General features: G+C 74.7%; 20 protein-coding genes and 1 riboswitch. Of the genes, 14 read left to right on the top strand and 6 right to left on the bottom strand.

Going from position 1 to position 20,107, the window contains the following annotated elements; translation table 11 throughout:
* Positions 1-74 precede the first annotated feature (74 nt).
* Entirely contained in the window at positions 75-908 is an 834-nt protein-coding gene (locus AC07AL_RS12575) for a M23 family metallopeptidase (RefSeq protein ID WP_363581341.1), read from the bottom strand.
* Positions 909-920: 12 nt separating this feature from the next.
* A riboswitch (cyclic di-AMP (ydaO/yuaA leader) is annotated at positions 921-1,079 on the bottom strand.
* Positions 1,080-1,424: 345 nt separating this feature from the next.
* Between AC07AL_RS12575 and AC07AL_RS12580 the strand changes: the two genes are divergently transcribed.
* The 11 genes from AC07AL_RS12580 to AC07AL_RS12630 all read left to right on the top strand — a co-directional run bounded on the left by AC07AL_RS12580 (position 1,425) and on the right by AC07AL_RS12630 (position 12,260).
* Entirely contained in the window at positions 1,425-2,252 is an 828-nt protein-coding gene (locus tag AC07AL_RS12580) for an alpha/beta fold hydrolase (protein WP_363581343.1), read from the top strand.
* Positions 2,253-2,322: 70 nt separating this feature from the next.
* Positions 2,323-2,892: a TetR/AcrR family transcriptional regulator gene (locus AC07AL_RS12585; RefSeq protein ID WP_363581345.1), complete on the top strand. Its 570-nt coding sequence runs from the start codon at positions 2,323-2,325 to the stop codon at positions 2,890-2,892.
* A gap of 221 nt (positions 2,893-3,113) precedes the next feature.
* Positions 3,114-4,244: a PP2C family protein-serine/threonine phosphatase gene (locus tag AC07AL_RS12590; RefSeq protein ID WP_363581347.1), complete on the top strand. Its 1,131-nt coding sequence runs from the start codon at positions 3,114-3,116 to the stop codon at positions 4,242-4,244.
* Positions 4,245-4,326: 82 nt separating this feature from the next.
* Positions 4,327-6,588 carry a SpoIIE family protein phosphatase gene (locus AC07AL_RS12595; RefSeq protein ID WP_478317399.1) on the top strand — a complete coding sequence of 754 codons (2,262 nt, stop codon included), beginning with the start codon at positions 4,327-4,329 and terminating at the stop codon, positions 6,586-6,588.
* Positions 6,589-6,821: 233 nt separating this feature from the next.
* Positions 6,822-8,090: a sensor histidine kinase gene (locus tag AC07AL_RS12600; RefSeq protein ID WP_478317433.1), complete on the top strand. Its 1,269-nt coding sequence runs from the start codon at positions 6,822-6,824 to the stop codon at positions 8,088-8,090.
* On the top strand, positions 8,074-8,487 hold the full coding sequence (locus tag AC07AL_RS12605) for a roadblock/LC7 domain-containing protein (protein WP_063348307.1): 414 nt from the start codon (positions 8,074-8,076) through the stop codon (positions 8,485-8,487). Before AC07AL_RS12600 ends, AC07AL_RS12605 begins: the two co-directional genes overlap by 17 nt.
* Positions 8,484-8,831: a DUF742 domain-containing protein gene (locus tag AC07AL_RS12610; RefSeq protein WP_350880532.1), complete on the top strand. Its 348-nt coding sequence runs from the start codon at positions 8,484-8,486 to the stop codon at positions 8,829-8,831. The genes AC07AL_RS12605 and AC07AL_RS12610 overlap by 4 nt, the downstream gene beginning before the upstream one ends.
* Complete coding sequence (locus tag AC07AL_RS12615) at positions 8,809-9,444, top strand: GTP-binding protein (RefSeq protein WP_400327462.1); 636 nt, start codon at positions 8,809-8,811, stop codon at positions 9,442-9,444. The genes AC07AL_RS12610 and AC07AL_RS12615 overlap by 23 nt, the downstream gene beginning before the upstream one ends.
* Positions 9,441-10,889, top strand: a complete 1,449-nt coding sequence (locus tag AC07AL_RS12620) for a cytochrome P450 (protein WP_363581353.1) — start codon at positions 9,441-9,443, stop codon at positions 10,887-10,889. The genes AC07AL_RS12615 and AC07AL_RS12620 overlap by 4 nt, the downstream gene beginning before the upstream one ends.
* Entirely contained in the window at positions 10,853-11,959 is a 1,107-nt protein-coding gene (locus tag AC07AL_RS12625) for a cytochrome P450 family protein (protein ID WP_363581355.1), read from the top strand. Before AC07AL_RS12620 ends, AC07AL_RS12625 begins: the two co-directional genes overlap by 37 nt.
* Positions 11,960-12,002: 43 nt before the next feature.
* Entirely contained in the window at positions 12,003-12,260 is a 258-nt protein-coding gene (locus tag AC07AL_RS12630; RefSeq protein ID WP_350880538.1) for a hypothetical protein, read from the top strand.
* Positions 12,261-12,415: 155 nt separating this feature from the next.
* Here AC07AL_RS12630 and AC07AL_RS12635 read toward each other — a convergent pair whose 3' ends face one another.
* Together AC07AL_RS12635 and AC07AL_RS12640 are read right to left on the bottom strand one after the other, a co-directional pair.
* Positions 12,416-13,240: an isocitrate lyase/PEP mutase family protein gene (locus AC07AL_RS12635; protein WP_400804515.1), complete on the bottom strand. Its 825-nt coding sequence runs from the start codon at positions 13,238-13,240 to the stop codon at positions 12,416-12,418.
* Between the two features lie 20 nt (positions 13,241-13,260).
* A complete protein-coding gene (locus AC07AL_RS12640) occupies positions 13,261-13,746 on the bottom strand; it encodes a carboxymuconolactone decarboxylase family protein (protein ID WP_363581359.1) in 486 nt (161 codons plus the stop codon).
* Between the two features lie 242 nt (positions 13,747-13,988).
* Here AC07AL_RS12640 and AC07AL_RS12645 point away from each other — a divergent pair, with 242 nt between their 5' ends.
* The 3 genes from AC07AL_RS12645 (at position 13,989) to pdxR (ending at position 17,357) form a co-directional block, all read left to right on the top strand.
* A complete protein-coding gene (locus tag AC07AL_RS12645; RefSeq protein WP_400985418.1) occupies positions 13,989-14,801 on the top strand; it encodes an NRDE family protein in 813 nt (270 codons plus the stop codon).
* 156 nt (positions 14,802-14,957) lie between these two features.
* On the top strand, positions 14,958-15,878 hold the full coding sequence (locus AC07AL_RS12650; RefSeq protein ID WP_478317400.1) for an undecaprenyl-diphosphate phosphatase: 921 nt from the start codon (positions 14,958-14,960) through the stop codon (positions 15,876-15,878).
* A gap of 51 nt (positions 15,879-15,929) precedes the next feature.
* A complete protein-coding gene (gene pdxR, locus AC07AL_RS12655) occupies positions 15,930-17,357 on the top strand; it encodes a MocR-like pyridoxine biosynthesis transcription factor PdxR (protein ID WP_363581365.1) in 1,428 nt (475 codons plus the stop codon).
* Positions 17,358-17,379: 22 nt separating this feature from the next.
* Here pdxR and AC07AL_RS12660 read toward each other — a convergent pair whose 3' ends face one another.
* The 3 genes from AC07AL_RS12660 to AC07AL_RS12670 form a co-directional block, all read right to left on the bottom strand.
* The gene (locus AC07AL_RS12660; RefSeq protein ID WP_363581367.1) at positions 17,380-17,577 is read right to left on the bottom strand and encodes a DUF6126 family protein; all 198 of its coding nucleotides are present in this window, start codon (positions 17,575-17,577) and stop codon (positions 17,380-17,382) included.
* A gap of 32 nt (positions 17,578-17,609) precedes the next feature.
* A complete protein-coding gene (locus AC07AL_RS12665; RefSeq protein WP_363581369.1) occupies positions 17,610-18,242 on the bottom strand; it encodes a helix-turn-helix domain-containing protein in 633 nt (210 codons plus the stop codon).
* An 83-nt stretch (positions 18,243-18,325) separates the two neighbouring features.
* Entirely contained in the window at positions 18,326-20,059 is a 1,734-nt protein-coding gene (locus AC07AL_RS12670) for a pyruvate dehydrogenase (RefSeq protein WP_363581371.1), read from the bottom strand.
* Positions 20,060-20,107: the final 48 nt, after the last annotated feature.

Here is a 20,107-nt window from a genome sequence, read left to right on the forward strand (position 1 = left end):
GGCCGGGGCTTCGCGGGTGCGTCAGGGGTTGAGGCCGCGCTGCTGGTTCCGGCGGCCGGGGCTTCGCGGGTGCGTCAGGGGTTGACGCCGCGCTGCTGGAACCAGGTCTCCGGGTCGACGGGGGCGCCGCCACCGGGGCGGACCTCCACGTGCAGGTGCGCGCCGGTGACGTTGCCGGTGGCGCCGACCTTGCCGATCTGCTGGCCGGAGCCGACCTTGCCGGAGCCCTTGATGATCGAGGAGAGGTGGCAGTACCAGATCTCGGTGCCGTCGGGCAGGGTCTCGACGATCCGGTAGCCGTACGAGCCGGACCAGCCGGCCGAGGTGATGGTGCCCTGGCCGACCGCGTAGACGGGGGTCCCGGTGTCGGCGGCGAAGTCCAGGCCGGTGTGCAGGTGGGCCCAGTAGCGGGCGCTCTGGCCGTAGTGGGCGGTGAGGTGGTAGTCGCGCACCGGCAGGGTGAGGGCGGCGGCCTTGGCCCGCTCGGCTTCCTCGGCGGCCCGCTTGGCCTCGGCCTCCTTGGCGGCGGCCTTGGCCTCCGCCTCCTTCGCGGCCTGGACGCGGGCGTCCTCCTCGGCGGCGGTGCGCTGGCTGTCGGCCTGCAGCTGGATGCGGGCGGCGAGCGCGAGGCCGGGGTCGGCGGAGAGGGCGACCGGGGTCTCGTCCGGGGTCTCGATGGCGGGGGCGGCGGCCGGGGTGGCGGAGGCGAAGCCGGTGGCGCCCAGGGTGGCGGCGACGGCGGTGACGCCGAGCAGCGGGGAGGCCCCACGGACCTGACGCGGCATCCGGTGCCGGTTGGTCTCGGCCTCCGGGCCCGCGTACTCGGGGCCGTCCGGGCCGGGGTGGTCGAGGAGCCGGGTACCTGCTGCGAGGCCGGCCGGGTGTGCCGGAGTGTGCGTCGACGCCACGGAGGCGCGCTCCTTTCCTTCCTTCGCGCCTACCGGGTTAGCTGACGGGTTCGGAGCAGGAAGGTCTCCTACGGCCGGGCCGGAGCCCCGCCGATTCACCCCAAGGAACGTGGTTCCCCGGCTCCCTGACCTGCCCGGAGGCCGGTCGGCGGGATTAGGCGACGGCGCACGGTGCCGTCTGGGTACGGCGTTGACGACCGCGCTGCGTTATCAAACGTTAATCCTAGGAGGCCCTGATTCCAAGCCGTTCGCCCGGGACGACCGGAGACGGGCGGGGCACTCCGGGGCACGACGGGCGTTTTGTTCCCCTTGGACACCCCTGCACCCCCTTGAGCACCGTTGACGCCACCTCACGTGATCGGACGTCAACGAACGACCCTTCATCCGCGCACCCCCCGCCGGCCTCCCCCGCTCCGCAGGGCGCGAGGGCTTGACGGCTAAGGCTATTAGCCTTAGCTTTATGGCTATCGGCGGCAGCACCGAAGCCCCGCACCGGCAACCCTCCGGAGGCCCACCATGAACGCCACCAGCGCCCCCACCACCCAGTACCTCGACGTCACCGGCGGCCGCCTCGCCTACGACGACACCCGACAGGGCGACGGCGCCCCCGTCGTGCTGCTCCCCGGAATGCTCGACACCCGCGCCGCCTACCGGCACCTCCGCCCGCTGCTGGCCGCCGCCGGCCGCCGGGTCATCACCATGGACCTGCGCGGCTTCGGGGAATCCTCGATCATCTGGGACGACTACTCCCCCGCCGCCATCGCCACCGACGTCCTCGCCCTGCTCGACCACCTCGGCATCGACCGCGCCGTCCTGGTCGGCAACTCCTACACCGGCGCGACGGTCGTCAAGGCCGCCGGCGACGCCCCCGAGCGGGTCGCCGGCATCGCCCTGATCGACGCCTTCATCGAGAACCCCCCGCCCGGCGCCCTCATGCGCGGCGCCCTCCGCGTCATGGGCTTCCTGACCGTCCACTCGCCCGCCTTCTGGGGCCTCTACCACCGCAAGCTGGCCTACCCGGGCGCCAGGCCCGCCGACTTCGACCCGTACGTGGCCGGACTCGTCGCCGCCATGCGCACCCCCGGCCGCAAGACCGCCACCCGCGGACACGTCAGCGGGGACTCCGCGCCCGTCGGCTGGACCGCGGCCGTGCGCTGCCCCTCGCTCGTCATCATGGGCAGCAAGGACCCCGACTTCCCCGAGCCGGAAGCCGTCGCCGACCGGCAGGCCATCGCGCTCAACGCGCGGAAGGTCATGATCGACGGATCCGGGCACTACCCGATGGCCGACAACCCGCAGGCCACCGCCGACGCCCTGCTGCCCTTCCTCGCCGAACTCGCCTGAGCCCCGCCCGCCCACGTCAGCCCCGCCACGCCACGCCACGTACGCCTTCCACCGACGGAGAGCCCACACCATGCCCCGAGTAGGACTCACCCCCGAGCAGGTCGTCGACCACGCCATCGCCCTCATCGACGAGCAGGGCGCCGACGCCCTCACCCTGGCCGCCGTCGCCGCCCGGGCCGGGGTCGCCACCCCGTCGCTGTACAAGCACGTCAGCGGCGGCCTCGCCGAACTGCGGCGGCTCATCGCCGTCCGGGTCACCGAGGAACTCGCCGACCGGCTCGCCGAGGCCGCCGTCGGCCGCAGCGGCGACGACGCCGTCGACACCGTCCTGCGCGCCTACCACGCGTACGCCACCGAGTACCCGCACCGCTACAACGCCCTCCCGCAAGCCCCGCAGCCGGACGACGACCTCACCCGCGCGGCCGGACGGCTCGTCGGGGTGATCATCGCCGTCCTGCGGGAGTACGGCCTCGACGGCGCGGAGGCGATCCACGCCGCCCGCACCGTCCGCTCCGTCGCCCACGGCTTCGCCTCCCTCTCCATCGGCGGCGGCTTCCAGCTCGCCGAAGACCTGGCCACCACCCAGAGCCGCCTCATCACCCTCCTCACCACCGGGCTCCGCACCTGGCCCACCCCCTGAGACGCCGGCCACCGCACCGGCCGCGGCACGACCCACCCGGTCTCCCACGACGACGGAACGGCCGGCGCACCGGGTGAGGCGTGCGCGAGAAGTCGGACCCGCCGACTTCCCGTGCGGCGGGCAGGCAGCGGGCCTGGGGGTCGTGGGGGCGGACGGGTTAGTGTGGCCGGGCTGACTGGTGGTCATGACAGGGGACCGCCGACCCCTTGGCGGAGGTCCACGTGCCCGCACCGATAGCGAGGGCGCGGCGGTGGTACCTGCGGCTGCTGGACGGGAACGCCCGGGCCGCGCGGTACGCGCTGGGGGTGCTGCTCGGGGTGACCGCGGTGCTGAGCGTGCTGCCGATCGTGCTGCCGTACAGCTGGCCGCCGTCGGCGCTGGTGCTGCCGCTGGTGGTCGGCGGGCTGCTGTTGCGACGCGGGCAGCTGCTGGTGCTGGTGTGCGCGGCGCTGGCCGGCGGGGTGCTGGGGGCGGTGGTGCGGGATCCGCTCGGGGTGCGGATCGGGGTGACGCTGGTACTGGCCGCGACCGCGGTGACGGTGCTGGCCGCGAACCGGTTCCGGCACCGGCTGGGTCTGCGCGGGACCCAGGGCGATTCGATGCTGCTGGAGCTGGCCGAGCACACCCGGACGCTGGCCCGGCTTCCGGAGCGGCTGCTCGACTGGCACTTCGACAGTGCGCTGGCGCCGGCCGGCGACACCTCGTTCTCGGGTGACTTCCTGCTGTGCGCGCACCGCCCCGAGGAGGATCTGCTGGAGCTGCTGCTGGTGGACGTGTCGGGCAAGGGCAGCCGGGCGGCGGCCCGCTCGACGCACCTGTCGGGCGCGTTCGCGATGCTGCTGGGGCGGGTGCCGCCGAAGGCGTTCCTGCCGGCGGCCAACGACCACCTGGTGCGGATGGGCTGGGAGGACGACTTCGCGACGGCGGTGCACCTCGCGCTGCGCCCGGCGACGGGCGACTACCTGCTGTTCAACGCAGGCCATCCGGCGCCCGCGCAGTTCCGCCGGGCGGACGGCGGCGGCTGGGCGCGGTCGGGGCACGGCGGCCCGGCGCTGGGGCTGGTGTCGGGCGCGCTGTATCCGGCGGTGTCGGGGCGGCTGCGGCGGGGCGATTCGCTGCTGCTGTTCAGTGACGGCCTGGTGGAGGTGCCGGGTCGGGATCTGGACGAGGGGGTGGGTCGGCTGCTGGCGGCGGCCGAGCCCGTGGTGCGGCCGTGGCGGACGCAGCAGCAGCTCACCCGGGGTGCGGCGGAGCGGCTGGTCCGGACGGTGGCGCGGGACGCGGCGGACGACCGGACGCTGGTGCTGGTGCGCCGTCTGGGTCACCATTCACCCGCTTCAGCACCCGCTTGAGAAATAAGGTATTAAGAATTAAGTGCCCGTTCGGGCACCCAGAGGGCACCCACCCCCCGAGAGCGGAAAGGCCGGGTATCCGATGGACCTGAGCTCTCCGTGGGTTCCCCCCTCCGAGGACGAGAGCCGGACGCCGCGCAGCAGTCCCACCGCCCGCAGCCCCATGCGCTGCGTGCGCTTATTGCTCGGCTGCACCAGCGCCGCCGAACTGCTCGGCACCGTCCTCGCCGAGGGGCCGGGGTGGATCACCGGCGAGGGTTCCGCGCTCTACCTGCTGGATTCCGCCGGGATGCTCCGACTGACCGCCTCGCACGGGCTGCCGGACTGGGCCCACGAGCGCTACAGCACCGTCGATCCGGCCAGTGACCTCCCCGCCGCGATGGCCCTGCGGTTACGCCGCCCCTACCTGCTCAGTCCCGAGCACACCAGCGTCGACTACCCGAACAAGAACGTCGGCATGGGCACCGGCATGGTCGCCGTGATCGCCCTGCCGATGGTCGTCGACGAGCGGCCGGTCGGCGTCCTCGCCCTCGCGCTGGCCCACCGGGGCACCGTCCCCCGCCGCGACCTGGACGTCCTGGAGACCATCGGCGAGGCCTGCGCCCACCGGCTGTCCCACCTGCTCGACCACGCGGACGCCCGGATACCCCAGGATCCGGCCGGGGCACCGCCGGACGGGGCCGGGAGCCTCCCCGCCGGGCTGGCCCACCCGATGCTGTCGCTCGCCGTCCGGGCGGCCGGGCACGGTGCCTTCGAGCGCGATCTGGTCACCGGCGAGAGCTACTGGGACGCCGCGGCGTTCCGGGTCACCGGCCAGCCCGCCACCGCCGACGGCTCCGCTCCGGAGCTGGACCGGATCGTCCACCCGGAGGACCTGCCGGACGTGCAGGCCGCGCTCGCCGAGTCGCTGACCACCGGCGGGTGGTACCGGATCGGGTACCGGGTGCTGCGCGGGGGCGGCAAGGTGGCGCGGATCGAGGAGACCGGCGAGGTGATGCTGGACGTCCACGGCCGGCCGGTCCGGGTCGCCGGGCTGCTCTCCGACCGGGACCAGGGCCAGGACCGGGACCAGCGCCGGGAACACCCCCGGGAGCAGGCCGAGGAGCAGGCCACCCCAGGCGGGGCCCGGACGGCACTGCTGCTCGCGCTCACCCGGTCGCTGTCGCGGGCGGTGACCGTCCGGGACGTCACCACCGCCGTCACCGACGTCGCCCGCCCGGCGTTCGGCGCCGCCAGCATCGTCCTGGACCTGGTGGACGAGGGCCGGCTGCTGCCCGTCTCGCACACCGTGTACGGCGGGCCGAGGCGCACCGAGCTGACCCGGCTGGCGGACCTCTCCGAGAACGTGATGCAGCACGCGCTGACCCGCTCGGCCCCGCTGTTCAGCGAGCCCGACGCGGGCCGGGGCCGGCACGGCCCGCTCACCCCGGCCTCCTGGGCGGTACTGCCGCTGGTCGCCTCCGGGCGGCAGGTGGGCTCCTGCCTGATCACCTTCTCCGCCGAGCGGGCGTTCGGCCGGGAGGACCGCACCCTGTACTCGGCCTTCGCCGGGATCCTGGCGCAGTCCCTGGAGCGGGCCCGGCTGTACGACACCCACCACCACCGCGCCACCGAGCTGCAGCGCGCGATGCTGCCGCGCACCCTGCCCCGGCTGCCCGGGATCGCCAGCGCCGCCCGCTACCTGCCGAGCACCGAGGGCATGCAGATCGGCGGCGACTGGTACGACCTGCTGAGGCTGCCGGACGGCCGGATCGGGCTGGTGATCGGCGACGTCCAGGGCCACAACGCGGAGGCGACGGCGGTGATGGGCCAGCTGCGCAGCGGCCTGCGGGCGTACGCGACGGACGGGCACGATCCGGCCGCCACGCTGGCCCGGACCAGCCGGCTGCTGACCGAGCTGGACACCGACCTGTTCGCGACCTGCCTCTTCCTGGCCCTGGACCCGGCCGACGGCGCGCTGACCGCGGCCCGGGCCGGGCATCCCGCGCCGGTGCGGATCGCGGACGCCGGGGCCGTCGAGCTCGATCTGCCGGGCGGGCCGCCGCTGGGCGTGGACCCGGGGCAGCCGTACCCGCTGACGGCCGGTCGGCTGGCGGTCGGCGAGACGCTGCTGGTGTACACCGACGGGCTGGTCGAGGACCGCGAGGAGGACTACGACGAGTCGGTGCAGCGGATGCTCGGCGGGCTGGAGCTGTGGGCCCGGCAGACCGGCCCGGCCCGGGCCGGCGCGGCGCCCGCGCTGGAGCGGCTGGCCGACCTGCTCACGCTGAACGTGACCGAGCGGCGGTCCCGGCCGGACGACGTGGCGCTGTTGCTCCTGCACCGGACGTCGCCCCTTCCGTAACACCGTGCACACGTTCCCCACACATCCCAGGACGTGACTCGGCCATCTCCCGCCCGGCCCGGCCGACGCGCCGCAGGCGCCCCACCGGGGACGAACGTCCTCGGGCCGCCCGGATCGCGGTCGAACGGCGCCGGTTTGACGCCGTATTGACTGGATATTGACGAGATCCGGTCACTTGGCGAGATCCGTTCACACCTTCGTAGGATCATCACCCTAGAATTCGCGGCGTGACGATGACTCAGTGGTGCGCAACGGCAACCGGCGTACTCGCCGCCCTCGCCCTCGTGGCCACCGCCCGGTACCGCGCCGTGTCCGTCACCCAGCGCCGCCGCGCCGACCGGCTGCGGCGCGACCTCGCCCGGCTCCAGGAGCAGCTCGGCGCCGAACTCTCCCGCCGCGGCGCCGACCTGGCCGCCGTCCAGCAGGAGCAGGAACTCACCGCCTCCACCCAGCGGGCCTTCCTCAGCGTCGCCCGCCGCATCCTCGTCATGGCCCACGACCAGCAGGCCCTGCTCGACGAGATGGAACGCACCCACGACGACCCGGCGCTGCTGGAGGGCCTGCTCAAGGCCGACCACGCCGCCGCCCAACAGGCCAGGCTGGCCCAGACCCTGGCCGTGCTGTGCGGCGCGCGGGCCGGCCGCCACTGGCCCGAGCCGGTCTCGCTGGAGGACGTCGTGCGCGGCGCCCAGTCCCGCATCCTGCCGTTCCAGCGGGTGGTGGTCCGCAGCCGGATCGAGACCGCGGTGGTCGGCGCCGCCGCCGAGGCGCTGATCCACGCCGTCGCCGAGCTGCTGGACAACGCCACCCGCTACTCCCCGCCCAGCACCCAGGTGTTCGTCACCCTGATGCCGGTGCACAACGGAGCCGTCATCGAGATCGACGACGGTGGCGTCGGCATGCCGGAACAGGCCGTCGCCAAGGCCGCCGCCGCCCTCGCCGGCGGCACCAGCCTGGAGGTCTCCCGGCTCGGCGAGGTGCCGCAACTGGGCCTCGCCGCGGTCGGCCGGCTGGCCGAGCAGTACGGCTTCCGGGTCACCCTCAGCTCGGCGCCCTCGCCGTACGGCGGCGTCCGCGTCGTCGTGATGCTGCCGAACGCCCTGCTCACCGAACCGCTGCCGCCCACCGTCCCCGGCCTCGGACCGGACGACCTGGCGTTCAGCACCGACCTCCGGCCGACCGGACACCCCGCCGGACACCCCCTGGTGGAGATCCCGCCGGCCGGCCGACCCCCCGCGGCCGCCGACACCCCGCCGCCGCTGCCCCGCCGGAGCCACCGACGCGACCGCGCCGCCCGCCCCGCCCAGCACGCCTCTCCCGCGCCGCCGCCCGCCCCGCCGTACCGCTCGGCCCGGGACGCGCAGGCGTTCATGGCGATGTTCCAGGCCGGCACCGCCAGCGGCCGATCGGCCGCCCGGGCCCAGGCCCAGCCCGACCCTTCCCTGCCCGCTTCCCCCCGACTTCCCCAGCGCTCCGGAGAGTTCCATGACCACCACCCCTGATCTCGGCTGGATGCTCGCCGACATCGTCAACGTCCCGCAGGTCCAGCACGCCGTCGTCGTCTCCAACGACGGCCTGGAGATCGGCCGCAGCGCGAACATCGCGCGCGAGGACGCCGAACGGCTCGCCGCCGCCTGCTCCGGACTCCAGTCGCTGGCCCGCGGCGTCGCGACCGGGTTCGGCGGACCGGGCAGCGCCACCCGCCAGATCATCATCGAGTACGGCGGCGGCTACCTGTTCATCGTCGCCGCCGGGGCCGGCGCGCACCTGGCCGTGGTGACCAGCGACGCCGTGGACGCCGGCCTGGTCGCCTACCAGATGCAGGTCCTGGTCGAACGGATCGGCAGCCACCTCACCAGCCCGCCGCGGGTCGACCACGCGGCGGGGGGACACCGGTGAGCGGGCCGGTCCGGCCCTACGTCATCACCGGTGGCCGCAGCCGGTCCACCCGGGCCGAGCTGGCCATCGAGAGCCTGGTCAGCGCGTTACCCGAGCCGCCGGAGCTCCCCGACCACGCCCTGCTCAACCGCGAGCACCGGCGCATCCTCGCGCTCTGCCACAGCCTGCTGTCGATCGCCGAGGTGGCGGCCCACCTGGGGCTGCCGCTCGGCGTCGTCAAGGTGCTGGTCGGCGACCTCTGGGACCTCGGCGCCGTCCAGGTCCTCCCGCCCGTCCCGCAGGCCGAACGCCTGCCCGCAACCCTTCTGGAAGAGGTGCTCGTTGGCCTCCGCCAACTCCGCTGAAGCCCCCGGGGCCACCGCCGACCTGCCCGCCGAGCCGCGGTACCTGCCGTCCTCGGTCCAGGGCGCGGTGAAGATCCTGGTCACCGGCCCGTTCGGGGTCGGCAAGACCACGCTGGTCGGCTCGCTCAGCGAGATCACTCCGCTGCGCACCGAGGAGACGATGACCGCCGCCAGCAGCGGCATCGACGACCTCACCGGGCGCGGCGACAAGACCACCACCACGGTCGCGCTCGACTTCGGCCGGATCACGCTCAACCCGCGGCTCGCGCTGTACCTGTTCGGCACGCCCGGGCAGCGGCGGTTCTGGCCGCTCTGGGACGACCTGTCACGCGGCGCGCTCGGCGCCATCGCCATGGTCGACCTGCGCCGCCCGGACGAGAGCTTCGACGTGCTCGGCCGCCTGGAGGAGCAGCGCATCCCGTTCGCCGTGGCGGTCAACACCTTCTCGGACACGCCGAGTTACCCCGAGGAGGAGCTGCGCTCCGCCCTCGACCTGCTGCCGGAGGTACCGATCCTGCACTGCGACGCCCGCGACCGGCGGCAGTCCTACGACCTGCTGATCGACTTCGTCGACCACCTGCACCGCAGCTCGATCCTGGAGCTCCAGGGATGACCGCGCCCGAACCCGGCACCGCCTCCCCCGGCTGCCCGGTCCCGCACGGCGGCAGCCTGCCCACCGGCATCCCGCTGACCCCGCTGTACGGCCACGCCGTCGCCGAGGACCCGCACGGCCTGTACGCCCGGCTGCGCCAGCGCTACGGCCCGGTGGCGCCGATCGAGCTGGAGCCCGGGGTCGAGGCCTGGCTCGTCCTCGGCTACGCCGAACTGCTCGAACTCACCCGCAACGAGGCACTGTTCTCCAAGGACTCGCGCCGCTGGCGGGTGCCCGCCGAGGGCCGGCTGTCCCCCGACTCCCGGCTGCTGCCGATGACCTCCTGGCGGCCCACCCTGCTCAACCTGGACGGCGCCGAGCACCAACGGCTGCGCTCCGCCGTCTCGGACACCCTCTCCCAGATCGACCACCGCCAGCTGCGCGAGACCACCGAGGCCTGCGCCAACGACCTCATCGACAGCTGGGGCCCGGACGGCACCGCCGACCTGATCGCCCAGTACGCCCGCCCGCTGCCGCTGCTGGTCTTCACCCAGCTGGTCGGCCTGCCCCGCGAGGCCGGGCCCCACCTGGTCGAGCTGATCAGCCACTTCGTGGACAGCGGCCCCAAGTCGGTGCGCGCCAACGCCGAGTTCCAGGCGATCCTGGTCGACCTGGTCCGGCGGCGCCGCACCGCCCCCAGCGCCGACCTCACCTCCTGGCTGCTCGCCCACCCGGCCGCGCTCACCGACGAGGAGGCCGTGCACCACCTGGTGGTGATGCTGGTCGCGGGCAACGAGACCAGCATCAACTGGACCGGCAACACGCTGCGGCTGCTGCTCACCGACCGCCGGTTCCGGGCCACCCTCACCGGCGGGCGGCTCACCGTCTCCGACGCGCTGGAGGAGGTGCTCTGGCGCGACCCGCCGACGCAGAACTTCCCCGGCCGCTGGGCCACCGGCGACACCGTCCTCGGCGGCCAGTACATCAGCGCCGGCGACATGCTCGTCCTCGGCCTGGCCGCGGCCAACGCCGACCCGGCCGCCCAGGGCGTCGCCTCCGCCGCCCAGGGCTCGCTCGGCGGCAACCGGGCCCACCTCGCCTGGGGCGCCGGACGGCACGTCTGCCCGGCCCAGCACCCGGCCCGGATCATCGTCGAGACCGCCGTCGAGACCCTGCTGCACCGCCTGCCCGATCTCCAACTCGCCGTGCCGTCCGGCGACCTGGGATGGCGCCCGTCCCCGTGGTCACGGGCCCTGCTCGGCCTGCCGGTGCTGTACAGCGCCTTCACCCCGCCCCGCCCGCCAGCCCCCGAGAGGCCCGCATGGACACCGCCGTCGACCCCCGACCCGAGCCCGTCAGACTCGACCCCTTCGGACGCGACCAGCACCAGGAGAACGCCCGCCTCCGGGCGGCCGGCCCCGCGGTCCTGGTGGAGCTCCCTGGCGGGGTGGTGGTCTGGGCGATAACCCACCACGACACCCTCCAGGCGCTGCTCGCCGACCACCGGGTGGGCAAGAACGCCCAGCTGTGGACGACCTTCCGGGAGGGCCGGCTGCCCCAGGGCTGGCCACTGCTCAACTTCGTCACCGTGCCCGGCATGGTCACCGCCGACGGCGACGACCACCGACGGCTGCGCGGCCTGGTCAGCCAGGCCTTCACCCCGCGCCGAATAGCCGACCTGGCGCCCGCGATCGAGGCCCGCACCGTCTCGCTGCTCGACCGGGTCGCCGAGCTGGACGGCGCGTTCGACCTGCGCGAGCACTTCGCCTACCCGCTGCCGATGCAGGTGATCGGCGAACTGCTCGGACTGGCGCTGGACGAGCAGGACAGGCTGCACGAGCTCTCCGACACCCTGGTCTCCAGCTCGGCCACCCCGGCGGCGGCCGCCGCCGCGCAGCAGGCCCTGTACGCGCTGCTGGGCTCCGTGGTGGCGGCCAAGCGGGCCGCGCCCGGCGACGACCTCACCACCGACCTGATCGCCGCCCGCGAGGCCGGGGACCGGCTCAGCGAGGCCGAGCTGGTCGGCACCCTGCTGCTGATGCTGGTCGCCGGGCACGAGACCACGCTCAACCTGATCACCAACGCCGTCCGGGCCCTGCTCGCCCACCCCGACCAGCTGCGGCTGGTGCTCTCCGGCGAGCAGCCGTGGTCGGCGGTCATCGAGGAGACGCTGCGCTACGACTCGCCGGTCGGCCAGTTCCCGCTGCGCTACGCGACCGAGGACATCGAGGTCGGTGACGTGGTGATCCGGCGCGGCGAGGCGCTGCTCGCCTCCTACGCGGCGGCCGGCCGCGACGCCGGGCACCACCCGGACGCCGACCGCTTCGACGTCACCCGCCGGCCCAACCGGCACCTGTCGCTCGGTCACGGCCCGCACTTCTGCCTCGGTTCCGGGCTGGCCCGGCTGGAGGCCGAGACCGCGCTGCGGCACCTGTTCGAGCGGTTCCCCGGGCTGGCCCTCGCCGAGGGCGACGCGCCGGAGCCGATCGGCTCCTTCATCAGCAACAGCGTGCGAACCCTGCGGGTGACGGTCTGAGCCGTCCGGTTACCTGAAGGCGGCCCGGGTCGTTCGGCAGTGCATGAAGAAACTCGCCACCCTGGCCGCCCTCACCATGGCGGGCCTCGCGCTCGCCGCCCCGGCGGCGTCCGCCACCACCCAGACCGCGAGCTCCCCGGACGCCACCGGGGGCCTCACCGACGGTCTCAACCTCTCCCCGGCCGACCTCGCCATCCACGCCGCCGGCAAGCTGCCGGTGGTCGGCCACGCCGCCCAGGAGGTGGAGGCCGTCGGCACCAACCAGATGACCCACCCGGGGCTCAGCGGTCAGATCGGCTGACCCGGATCGGCCGACCACGCCCACCGGGCACCGCCCCGGTTGCCGCCGCCCCCCGTCGGCGGCAGCCGGGGCTTCGCCGTACCCGGGCCCGCCCGGCGCCGTCCAGCCCGCGCCGCCGGGCCCGCTCAGCGCTGGACGGACCGCGAGAAGCCCGCTCAGAAGAGGCCGTTCAGCTCCTGGTAGGTCAGTCCGCCCTCCAGCGCGGTGTAGGTGCCGCTCGCGTACACCTCCGCGGCGGCCCGGCGCACCGCCGCGTACGCCACCTCGGCCAGCCCGGGGCCGAGGCTGACCCGGGCCACGCCCAGCTTCGCCAGCTCCGGGACGGACGGCGCGCCCGGCCCCGCCAGCACGTTCAGCGGCACCGGGACGGCCGCGGCCAGCGCGGCGATCGTCTCCCGGTCCGCGACACCGGGCACGAACACGCCGTCCGCGCCCGCCTCGACGTAGGCCCGCAGCCGGCGCACCGCGTCGTCCAGCCGGCCCTCCGGCGCGCCGATCCCGTGCAGGAACACGTCGGTGCGCGCGTTGACGAAGGCGGGCACGCCCGCCGCGTCCGCCGCCGCCCGGGCCGCCGCGATCCGCTCGGCGGCCTCGGCCGCCGGCCGGCCCTCGTCCTCCAGGTTGACGCCGACCGCGCCGGTGGCCAGCAGCGCGGCGACGGACTCGCCGACGCCGGCGGCGGTCCGCGCGAAGCCGCTCTCCAGGTCGGCGGTGACCGGCAGGTCCACCGCGCGGACCACCTGCGCCGTCCGTACGAGGACCTGTTCGAGGTCGGCGCCGCCGCCGTCCCGGCTGCCGAGCGACCAGGAGACGCTCGCACTGGCCGTCGCCACCGCCCGCGCTCCGGCGGCGGCGACCAGACGGGCGCTCGCCGCGTCCCACACGTTGGCGAGCACCAGCGGCTCGCCCGGCCGGTGCAGCTCCCGGAGCAGCCGGGCCTTCTCCTGCTGGACGTCCACCATGTCCGCCATATCCGTCATGTCCGCCATGTTCCCGGGCCTCACTTGGCGGCCGGGCTGAGCCGGGAGGCCACCCCGATCCGGTTCCAGGCGTTGATGGTGACGATCAGCGCGATCAGCTGGGCCAGCTCGGTCTCGTCGAACCGGGCGGCGGCCTCGGCGTAGACCGCGTCCGGGACGTGTCCCTGGGTCAGCAGGGTGACCGACTCGGTGAGGGCCAGCGCGGCCCGCTCCCGGGCGGTGAACCAGGGGGTCTCGCGCCAGGCCGGGAGGGAGAGCAGCCGGTGGTCCTGCTCGCCGCCCTTCAGGGCGTCGGTGCTGTGCATGTCGATGCAGAAGGCGCAGCCGTTGATCATCGAGGCGTGCACCTTGACCAGCTCGGCGAGCGTGTGGTCGATGCCCTTCCGGGCAGCGCGGTCCACCGCGATCATGGCCTGGTAGAAGTCGGGGGCCAGGCTGTGCAGCGCGAGGCGCTGGGCGGGGGCCGGGACGGGCGCTTCGGTCGGCTGGTGCTCGTTCGTCGTCATGACCGCCAGCCTAGGGACCTGGTGGACCCGTTTCCTGGTGCATTCGAACCACAGAATCCTGGGCCACTTCGCGTGCGCCCGGCCGTGGGGCGAGTGTGGCACGGCGGCGGCCGAAAAGGGAGGGCCCGGGGGAACCTCCGGGCGCGGACGCGCACTCCCGGCGCGCGAACGGGAGTGCGAGGATCGACCGCGGGGGCGCCACCACGCGTGCCCCCGCCGGGCGAGGTCAGGGGGCCGCGATCGTGTGTACGGCGTTCGTCAGCATCGAACCGGGGGCGGCTGTGCCGGTGCTGCTCCTCTCCGTCCGGGACGAGTACCTCGGGCGCGACTGGCTGCCGCCGGACCACCACTGGCCGGACCGGCCGGCCCTGGTCGGCGGACTCGACCTCGCCGCCGGCGGCACCTGGCTGGCCGTCGACCCCGGGCGGCGGACCGCCGCCTGCCTACTGAACGGCTTCGGGCCGCTCGCCCCCGCCGACACCCGGCTCTCCCGTGGCGAACTGCCGCTCACCGCCGTCCGGGACGGCGGGATCGGCCACCTCGACCTCACCCCGTACGACCCGTTCCACCTCGTCCTGGTCCGGCCCGACGGCGCCCGGGTCGCCAGCTGGGGCGGCGGCCGGCTGGAGGAGCGCGAACTGCCGGTCGGCCTCAGCGTGGTGCTCAACGACGGGCTGGAGGGCGCGGCCGCCAACCGGACCGCCTCCGAGCGGATCCGCGCGCTGATGGCCGCCCGCGCCGACCGCTTCCGGGCCCGCCTCGCCGCCGCGCCCCGGCCGGAGCCGACCGGCGACGGGTCCGCCGAACGGGCCTGGGGCGACTGGCTGCCGATCGTCGCGGGCGACGGCCTGCCGCTGGACGACGACGCGGCGCTGATCCAGCGGCGGGACTTCGGCGACGGGCGGATCTGGGGGTCCTCCTCGATCTCTCTGCTCGCGCTCGGGCCGGACGGGCCGCGCTACGACTTCGCCCCCGCGCCGGTGCCCGCCGGCGGCGGGGCGTGGCGGCGGGTGCCGCTCGGCGGAGGCGGGTCGGCGGCGCGGTCCGGCGACTGACCGGCGTGACCGGCGGCTGACCGGCGGCTGACCGGCGGCGGTGGCGCCCAGACGTCCGCTCGATGAACTTCTGGCGGCGGGGCTGCCGGGCGTCTACATGCCCGTAGTAGCTTCGCGGGGCTCCCCCGGATCCAGACCCCCGAGCGAAGGTGCGCGATGTCCACCCTGACCTACCCGGAAGCGATAGGCGTCGGCCTGCTGCAGGGTGTGACGGAACTCTTCCCGGTCTCCAGCCTGGGCCACAGCATCCTGCTCCCCGCCCTGATCGGCGGGAAGATCCAGCGGGACCTCGACATGACCGCCGAGGGCTCCTCCTACCTCGCCGTCCTGGTCGGCCTGCACCTGGCCACCGCGTTCGCGCTGGTGGTGTTCTTCCGCAAGGACTGGGTCCGGGTGATCGGCGGCTTCTTCAGCTCGATCCGCCGCCGCCGGGTCGAGAGCCGGGACGAGAAGCTCGCCTGGCTGCTGATCATCTCCACCATCCCGGTCGGGGTGGCGGGCCTCGCCCTGGAGAAGGCGCTGCGCAACGCGCTCGGCAAGCCCGTCCCGGCCGCCGTCTTCCTGGCCCTCAACGGGCTGGTGCTGCTCGGTGCCGAACGGCTCAAGCGCGGCGGCACCGGCCGTCGGCGGGCCGGGCACGCCGCCCCGCCCGCCGAGGAACCGGGCCTCGACCCGGCGATCGCCTCCGACCACCGCCTCGCCCGGCTCGGCTTCGTCCAGGGCGCCTGGATCGGCGCCGCCCAGATCCTCGCGCTCTTCCCCGGTATCAGCCGCTCCGGTGTCACCATGAGCGCCGGCATCCTGCGCGGCCTGCACCACGAGGACGCCGCCCGCTTCTCCTTCCTGCTCGCGACCCCGGTCATCCTGGCCGCCTCCGTGCTGAAGGTGCCGGAGCTGTTCAAGCCGGAGAACTCCGCCGTCCTCGGCCCGGTCGTCGCCGGCAGCATCGCCGCCTTCGTCGCCGGCTACGTCTCGGTGCGCTTCCTCACCAAGTACTTCGAGACCCGCAGCCTGACGCCGTTCGCGCTCTACTGCTTCCTCGCCGGCATCGGCAGCGCGGTCTACCTGTCGGTCTGATCCGCCACCGACTCGGGGTCGAGGATGCCGGGCCGCGCGATAATCGGGCCCGTGAGCAGCTCCTGGACCTCCTTCGGCGGCGACTTGCACCTGGACCTCACCGAGCGGCGCGCCGCCGGGGCCGGGCTGCGGGCCGCTCTGGAGGACGCGCTGCGCGAGGCCGTCCAGGACGGGCGGCTCGTGCCCGGCACCCGGCTGCCGTCCTCGCGGGCCCTCGGCGAGGACCTCGGGATCGCCCGGAACACCGTGGTCGAGGCGTACGGGCAGCTCACCGCGGAGGGCTGGCTCACCTCCCGGCAGGGCTCCGGCACCACCGTCGCCCGGCGGGCCGCGCCCGGCCGGAGCCGGCGGGTGGCCCGGCCCGCGGCGGGGCGGCGGGCCGTCCGGCACGACCTGATGGCCGGGCGGCCCGACCTCTCGCTCTTCCCCCGCACCGCCTGGCTCGCCGCCGCCCGCCGGGCCCTCGCCACCGCGCCGCACGAGGCCTTCGGCTACGGCAGCCCGTTCGGCCGGATCGAGCTGCGACGGGCGCTCACCGACTACCTGGCGCGGGTCCGCGGCGTCCGCACCGACCCCGACCACCTGCTGATCTGCACCGGTGTCTCCCAGGGCCTGGGCCTGCTCTGCGCCGCCCTGCGGGAGCGCGGGGACCGCGCCCTCGCGGTCGAGGAGTACGGGCTGCCGCCGCAGCACGCCGTCGCCCGGGCGGCGGGGCTGGCCACCGTCCCGGTGCCGCTGGACGGGGCGGGCGCCCGGGTCGAGCGGCTGGACGGCCGGTGCGGGGCCGTCCTGCTCACCCCCGCGCACCAGTTCCCCACCGGTGCGCCGCTGGCCGCCGACCGGCGGGCCGCCGCGGTGCGCTGGGCGCGCGAGCGGGACGGGTACGTCGTCGAGGACGACTACGACGGCGAGTTCCGCTACGACCGGCAGCCGGTCGGCGCGATGCAGGCGCTCGACCCGGAGCGGGTGGTGTACGCCGGGACGGCCGCCAAGAGCCTCGCGCCGGGCCTGCGGCTGGCCTGGCTGGCCCTGCCCGACGCGCTGGTCGAGCCGGTGGCCCGGTTGAAGACGCTGGCCGACACGATGTCCCCGGTGCTCGACCAGCTGACCCTCGCCGAGCTGATCACCTCCGGGACGTACGACCGGCACGTCCGCCGCTGCCGGCTGCACTACCGGCGCCGGCGGGACCGGCTGGTCGCCGCGCTCGCCGAGCACGCCCCGCGCGTGCGGGTCACCGGGATCGCCGCCGGGCTGCACGCCGTTCTCCAACTGCCGCCCGGTTCCGCGTCCGAGGCTGAGCTGCTGGCCCGGGCCGAGGCCGCCGGCCTGGCCCTCGAAGGGCTGTCCTGGCACCTCGCCGACCGGTCGGCCGCCGCCCCGGACGCCGCTCCCGCTCTGGTGATCGGCTACGCGTCCCCGCCCGAGCACGCCTTCCCGGCCGCGCTGGACGCCCTCTGCGAACTGCTGCGCGAGCGGTGAGGGCCGCGACCACCCCGGTGAACTACTTGTTGCGGTTGCCCAGTTCGAACAGCAGCATGATGAAGCCGGCGAAGGCGTGGATGCCGGCGGTGTAGATCACCAGGCGGATCCCGACCCGGCGGTTGGCCGAGATGCCGGCGTCGACGGTCAGCGGGGCGGGGGTCGGAGCGGCCGGGGCGGTGGCCGCGGCGGCCTTCTCGGGGCTGGTGGGATCGGCCATGAGGGATCTCCTCCAAGGGTTCTGACGTTGGGTCAGTGGGTTGCCGCGGGGCCGCCGAGGCAGAGTTCGCCGCCGGGGCTCTGCAGCAGGGTGTGGACGAAGAGCAGTTCGACGCCGTCCGGTGCGTCGGCGGCGATGCAGTGCGGGGTGAGCGAGTCGAAGTGGGCGGAGTCGCCGACGTCGAGGCGGTGGACGCGGTCGCCGAGGGTCAGCTTGAGCCGGCCCTGCAGGACGTACAGCCACTCCTCGCCGGGGTGGACCCGGACCACCGTGTCCTGCACGCCCGGGGGCACGTGGACGCGCAGCGCCTGCATCGCCCGGCCGGGGGCGCCGGCCCGGCGGTAGCCCCAGCCCCCGGCGCGGCCGGGTTCGATGGCGCCGCCGCGCACGACCGGGTCGGGTTCGGCCATGGTCTCGCCGAGCAGGCCGGAGACGGAGGTGCCGTAGGCGCGGGCGAGGCCGAGCAGGACGGGGAGGGAGGGCTGGCGGCGGCCGGTCTCCAGCCGGGACAGATAGGCTGGGGAGAGCCCGACCCGGGCGGAGGCCACTTCGAGGGTCAGGCGGCTGCTGAGCCGGTGTTCCCGGAGGCGGGCGGCGAGGCCGGCCACTTCCTGGTCGTCGAGCCGGTCTCCCGGGGCGGCGTCCCCGGTCGGGCTGGTGGTCATGTGACCAGTGGACACCCGACGTGCCGCTCGGGCAAGATTTTTGCCTCAGAGGCAAGAGGCCCGGATCGGATCCCCGTTCTCGGCTAGGGCCGCGGGATGTTGCGCAGGTTGCTGCGGGCCAGGTCGATCATGCGTCCGACCCCGCCGGAGAGCACCGTCCGCCCGGCCGCCAGCGCGAAGCCCTTCAGCTGGGCGGCCGTGATGTACGGCGGGATGGACAGCGCGTTGGGGTCGGTGACCACGTCCACCAGGGCGGGGCCGGGCCGTTCCAGCGCCTCCGCCAGCACCTCCCGGACCCTCGCCGGCTCGGTGACCCGCTTGGCCGGGATGCCCGTCGCCCGCGCGATCCCCGCGTAGTCGACGTCCCCGTTGTCGATCTCGTACTCCGGGTAGCCCGAGACCAGCATCTCCAGCTTGATCATGCCGAGCGCCCCGTTGTTGAAGACGACGGTCTTCACCGGCAGCCGGTGCTTGGCCACCGTCAGCAGTTCACCGAGCAGCATGCCGATCCCGCCGTCGCCGGCCATCGCGATCACCTGCCGCCCGGGGCAGGCCAGTTGGGCGCCGATGGCGTGCGGCAGGGCGTTGGCCATCGAGCCGTGCAGGAAGGAGCCGATCACCCGGCGGCGGCCGTTCGGCTGGAGGTAGCGGGCGGCCCAGACGTTGTTCATGCCGGTGTCCACAGTGAACACCGCGTCGTCGGCGGCCACCTCGTCGAGCACCGAGGCGACGTACTCGGGGTGGATCGGCAGGTGCTTCTCGATGTCCCGGGTGTAGGCGCCGACCACGTCCTCCAGCGAGCGGCAGTGCTTGCGCAGCATCTCGTCGAGGAAGGCGCGGTCGCGCTTGGCGTCCAACAGCGGCAGGACGGCCCGCAGGGTGGCGGCGACATCGCCGTGGACGGCCAGTTCGAGCGCGGTGCGGCGGCCCAGCCGGGTGGCGTCGTGGTCGACCTGGACGGTGTGCGCCTGCGGCAGGAAGGAGTCGTACGGGAAGTCGGTGCCGAGCAGCAGCACCAGGTCGGCGGAGTGCAGCGCCTCGTGGCAGGCGCCGTAGCCGAGCAGGCCGCTCATGCCGACGTCGTACGGATTGTCGTACTGGATCCACTCCTTGCCGCGCAGGGAGTGCCCGACCGGCGCGTTCAGGGCCCGGGCCGCCTCCATCACCTCGCCGTGCGCCCCGCGCACCCCCGCGCCGCAGAACAGGGCGACCTTGCGGGCCGCGTTGAGCAGCCGGGCCAGCTCCTGCACCTGGGACCACGGCGGCGCGGCGACGGCCTGCTCGGTGAGGAAGTGGCTGGTCCCGGTGGGTCCGGCGGCGGGGAGCGCGGCGACGTCCCCGGGGAAGGCCAGCACCGAGACGCCGTGCGAGCCGAGCGCGTGCTGGATGGCGATCCGCATCAGCCGGGGCAGCTGCGCGGGGGTGGAGAGCATCTCGCACCAGGTGCTGCAGTCGGTGAACACCCGCTCGGGGTGGGTCTCCTGGAAGAAGCCGGTGCCGATCTGCCCGGACGGGATGTGCGAGGCGAGCGCCAGCACCGGCAGGCCGCTGCGCTGGGCGTCGTACAGGCCCTGGACGAGGTGGGTGTTGCCGGGCCCGCAGGAGCCTGCGCAGACCGCGAGCCGACCGCTGAGCTCGGCCTCGGCGGCCGCCGCGAAGGCGCCCGCCTCCTCGTTGCGCACGTGCACCCAGCTGATGCCGTCGGTCCGCCGGATCGCGTCCACGACCGGGTTGAGGCTGTCTCCGACCACGCCGTAGACCCGCTCGACCCCGGCCTGCCGGAGCACCTCCACCATCTGTTCGGCCACGCTCGCCACGGGTGCTCTCCAATCACCGGCCGCCGGCTGCCGCAGGACACCTGCACC

The sequence above is a fragment of the Kitasatospora sp. NPDC043949 genome, from assembly GCF_056435365.1.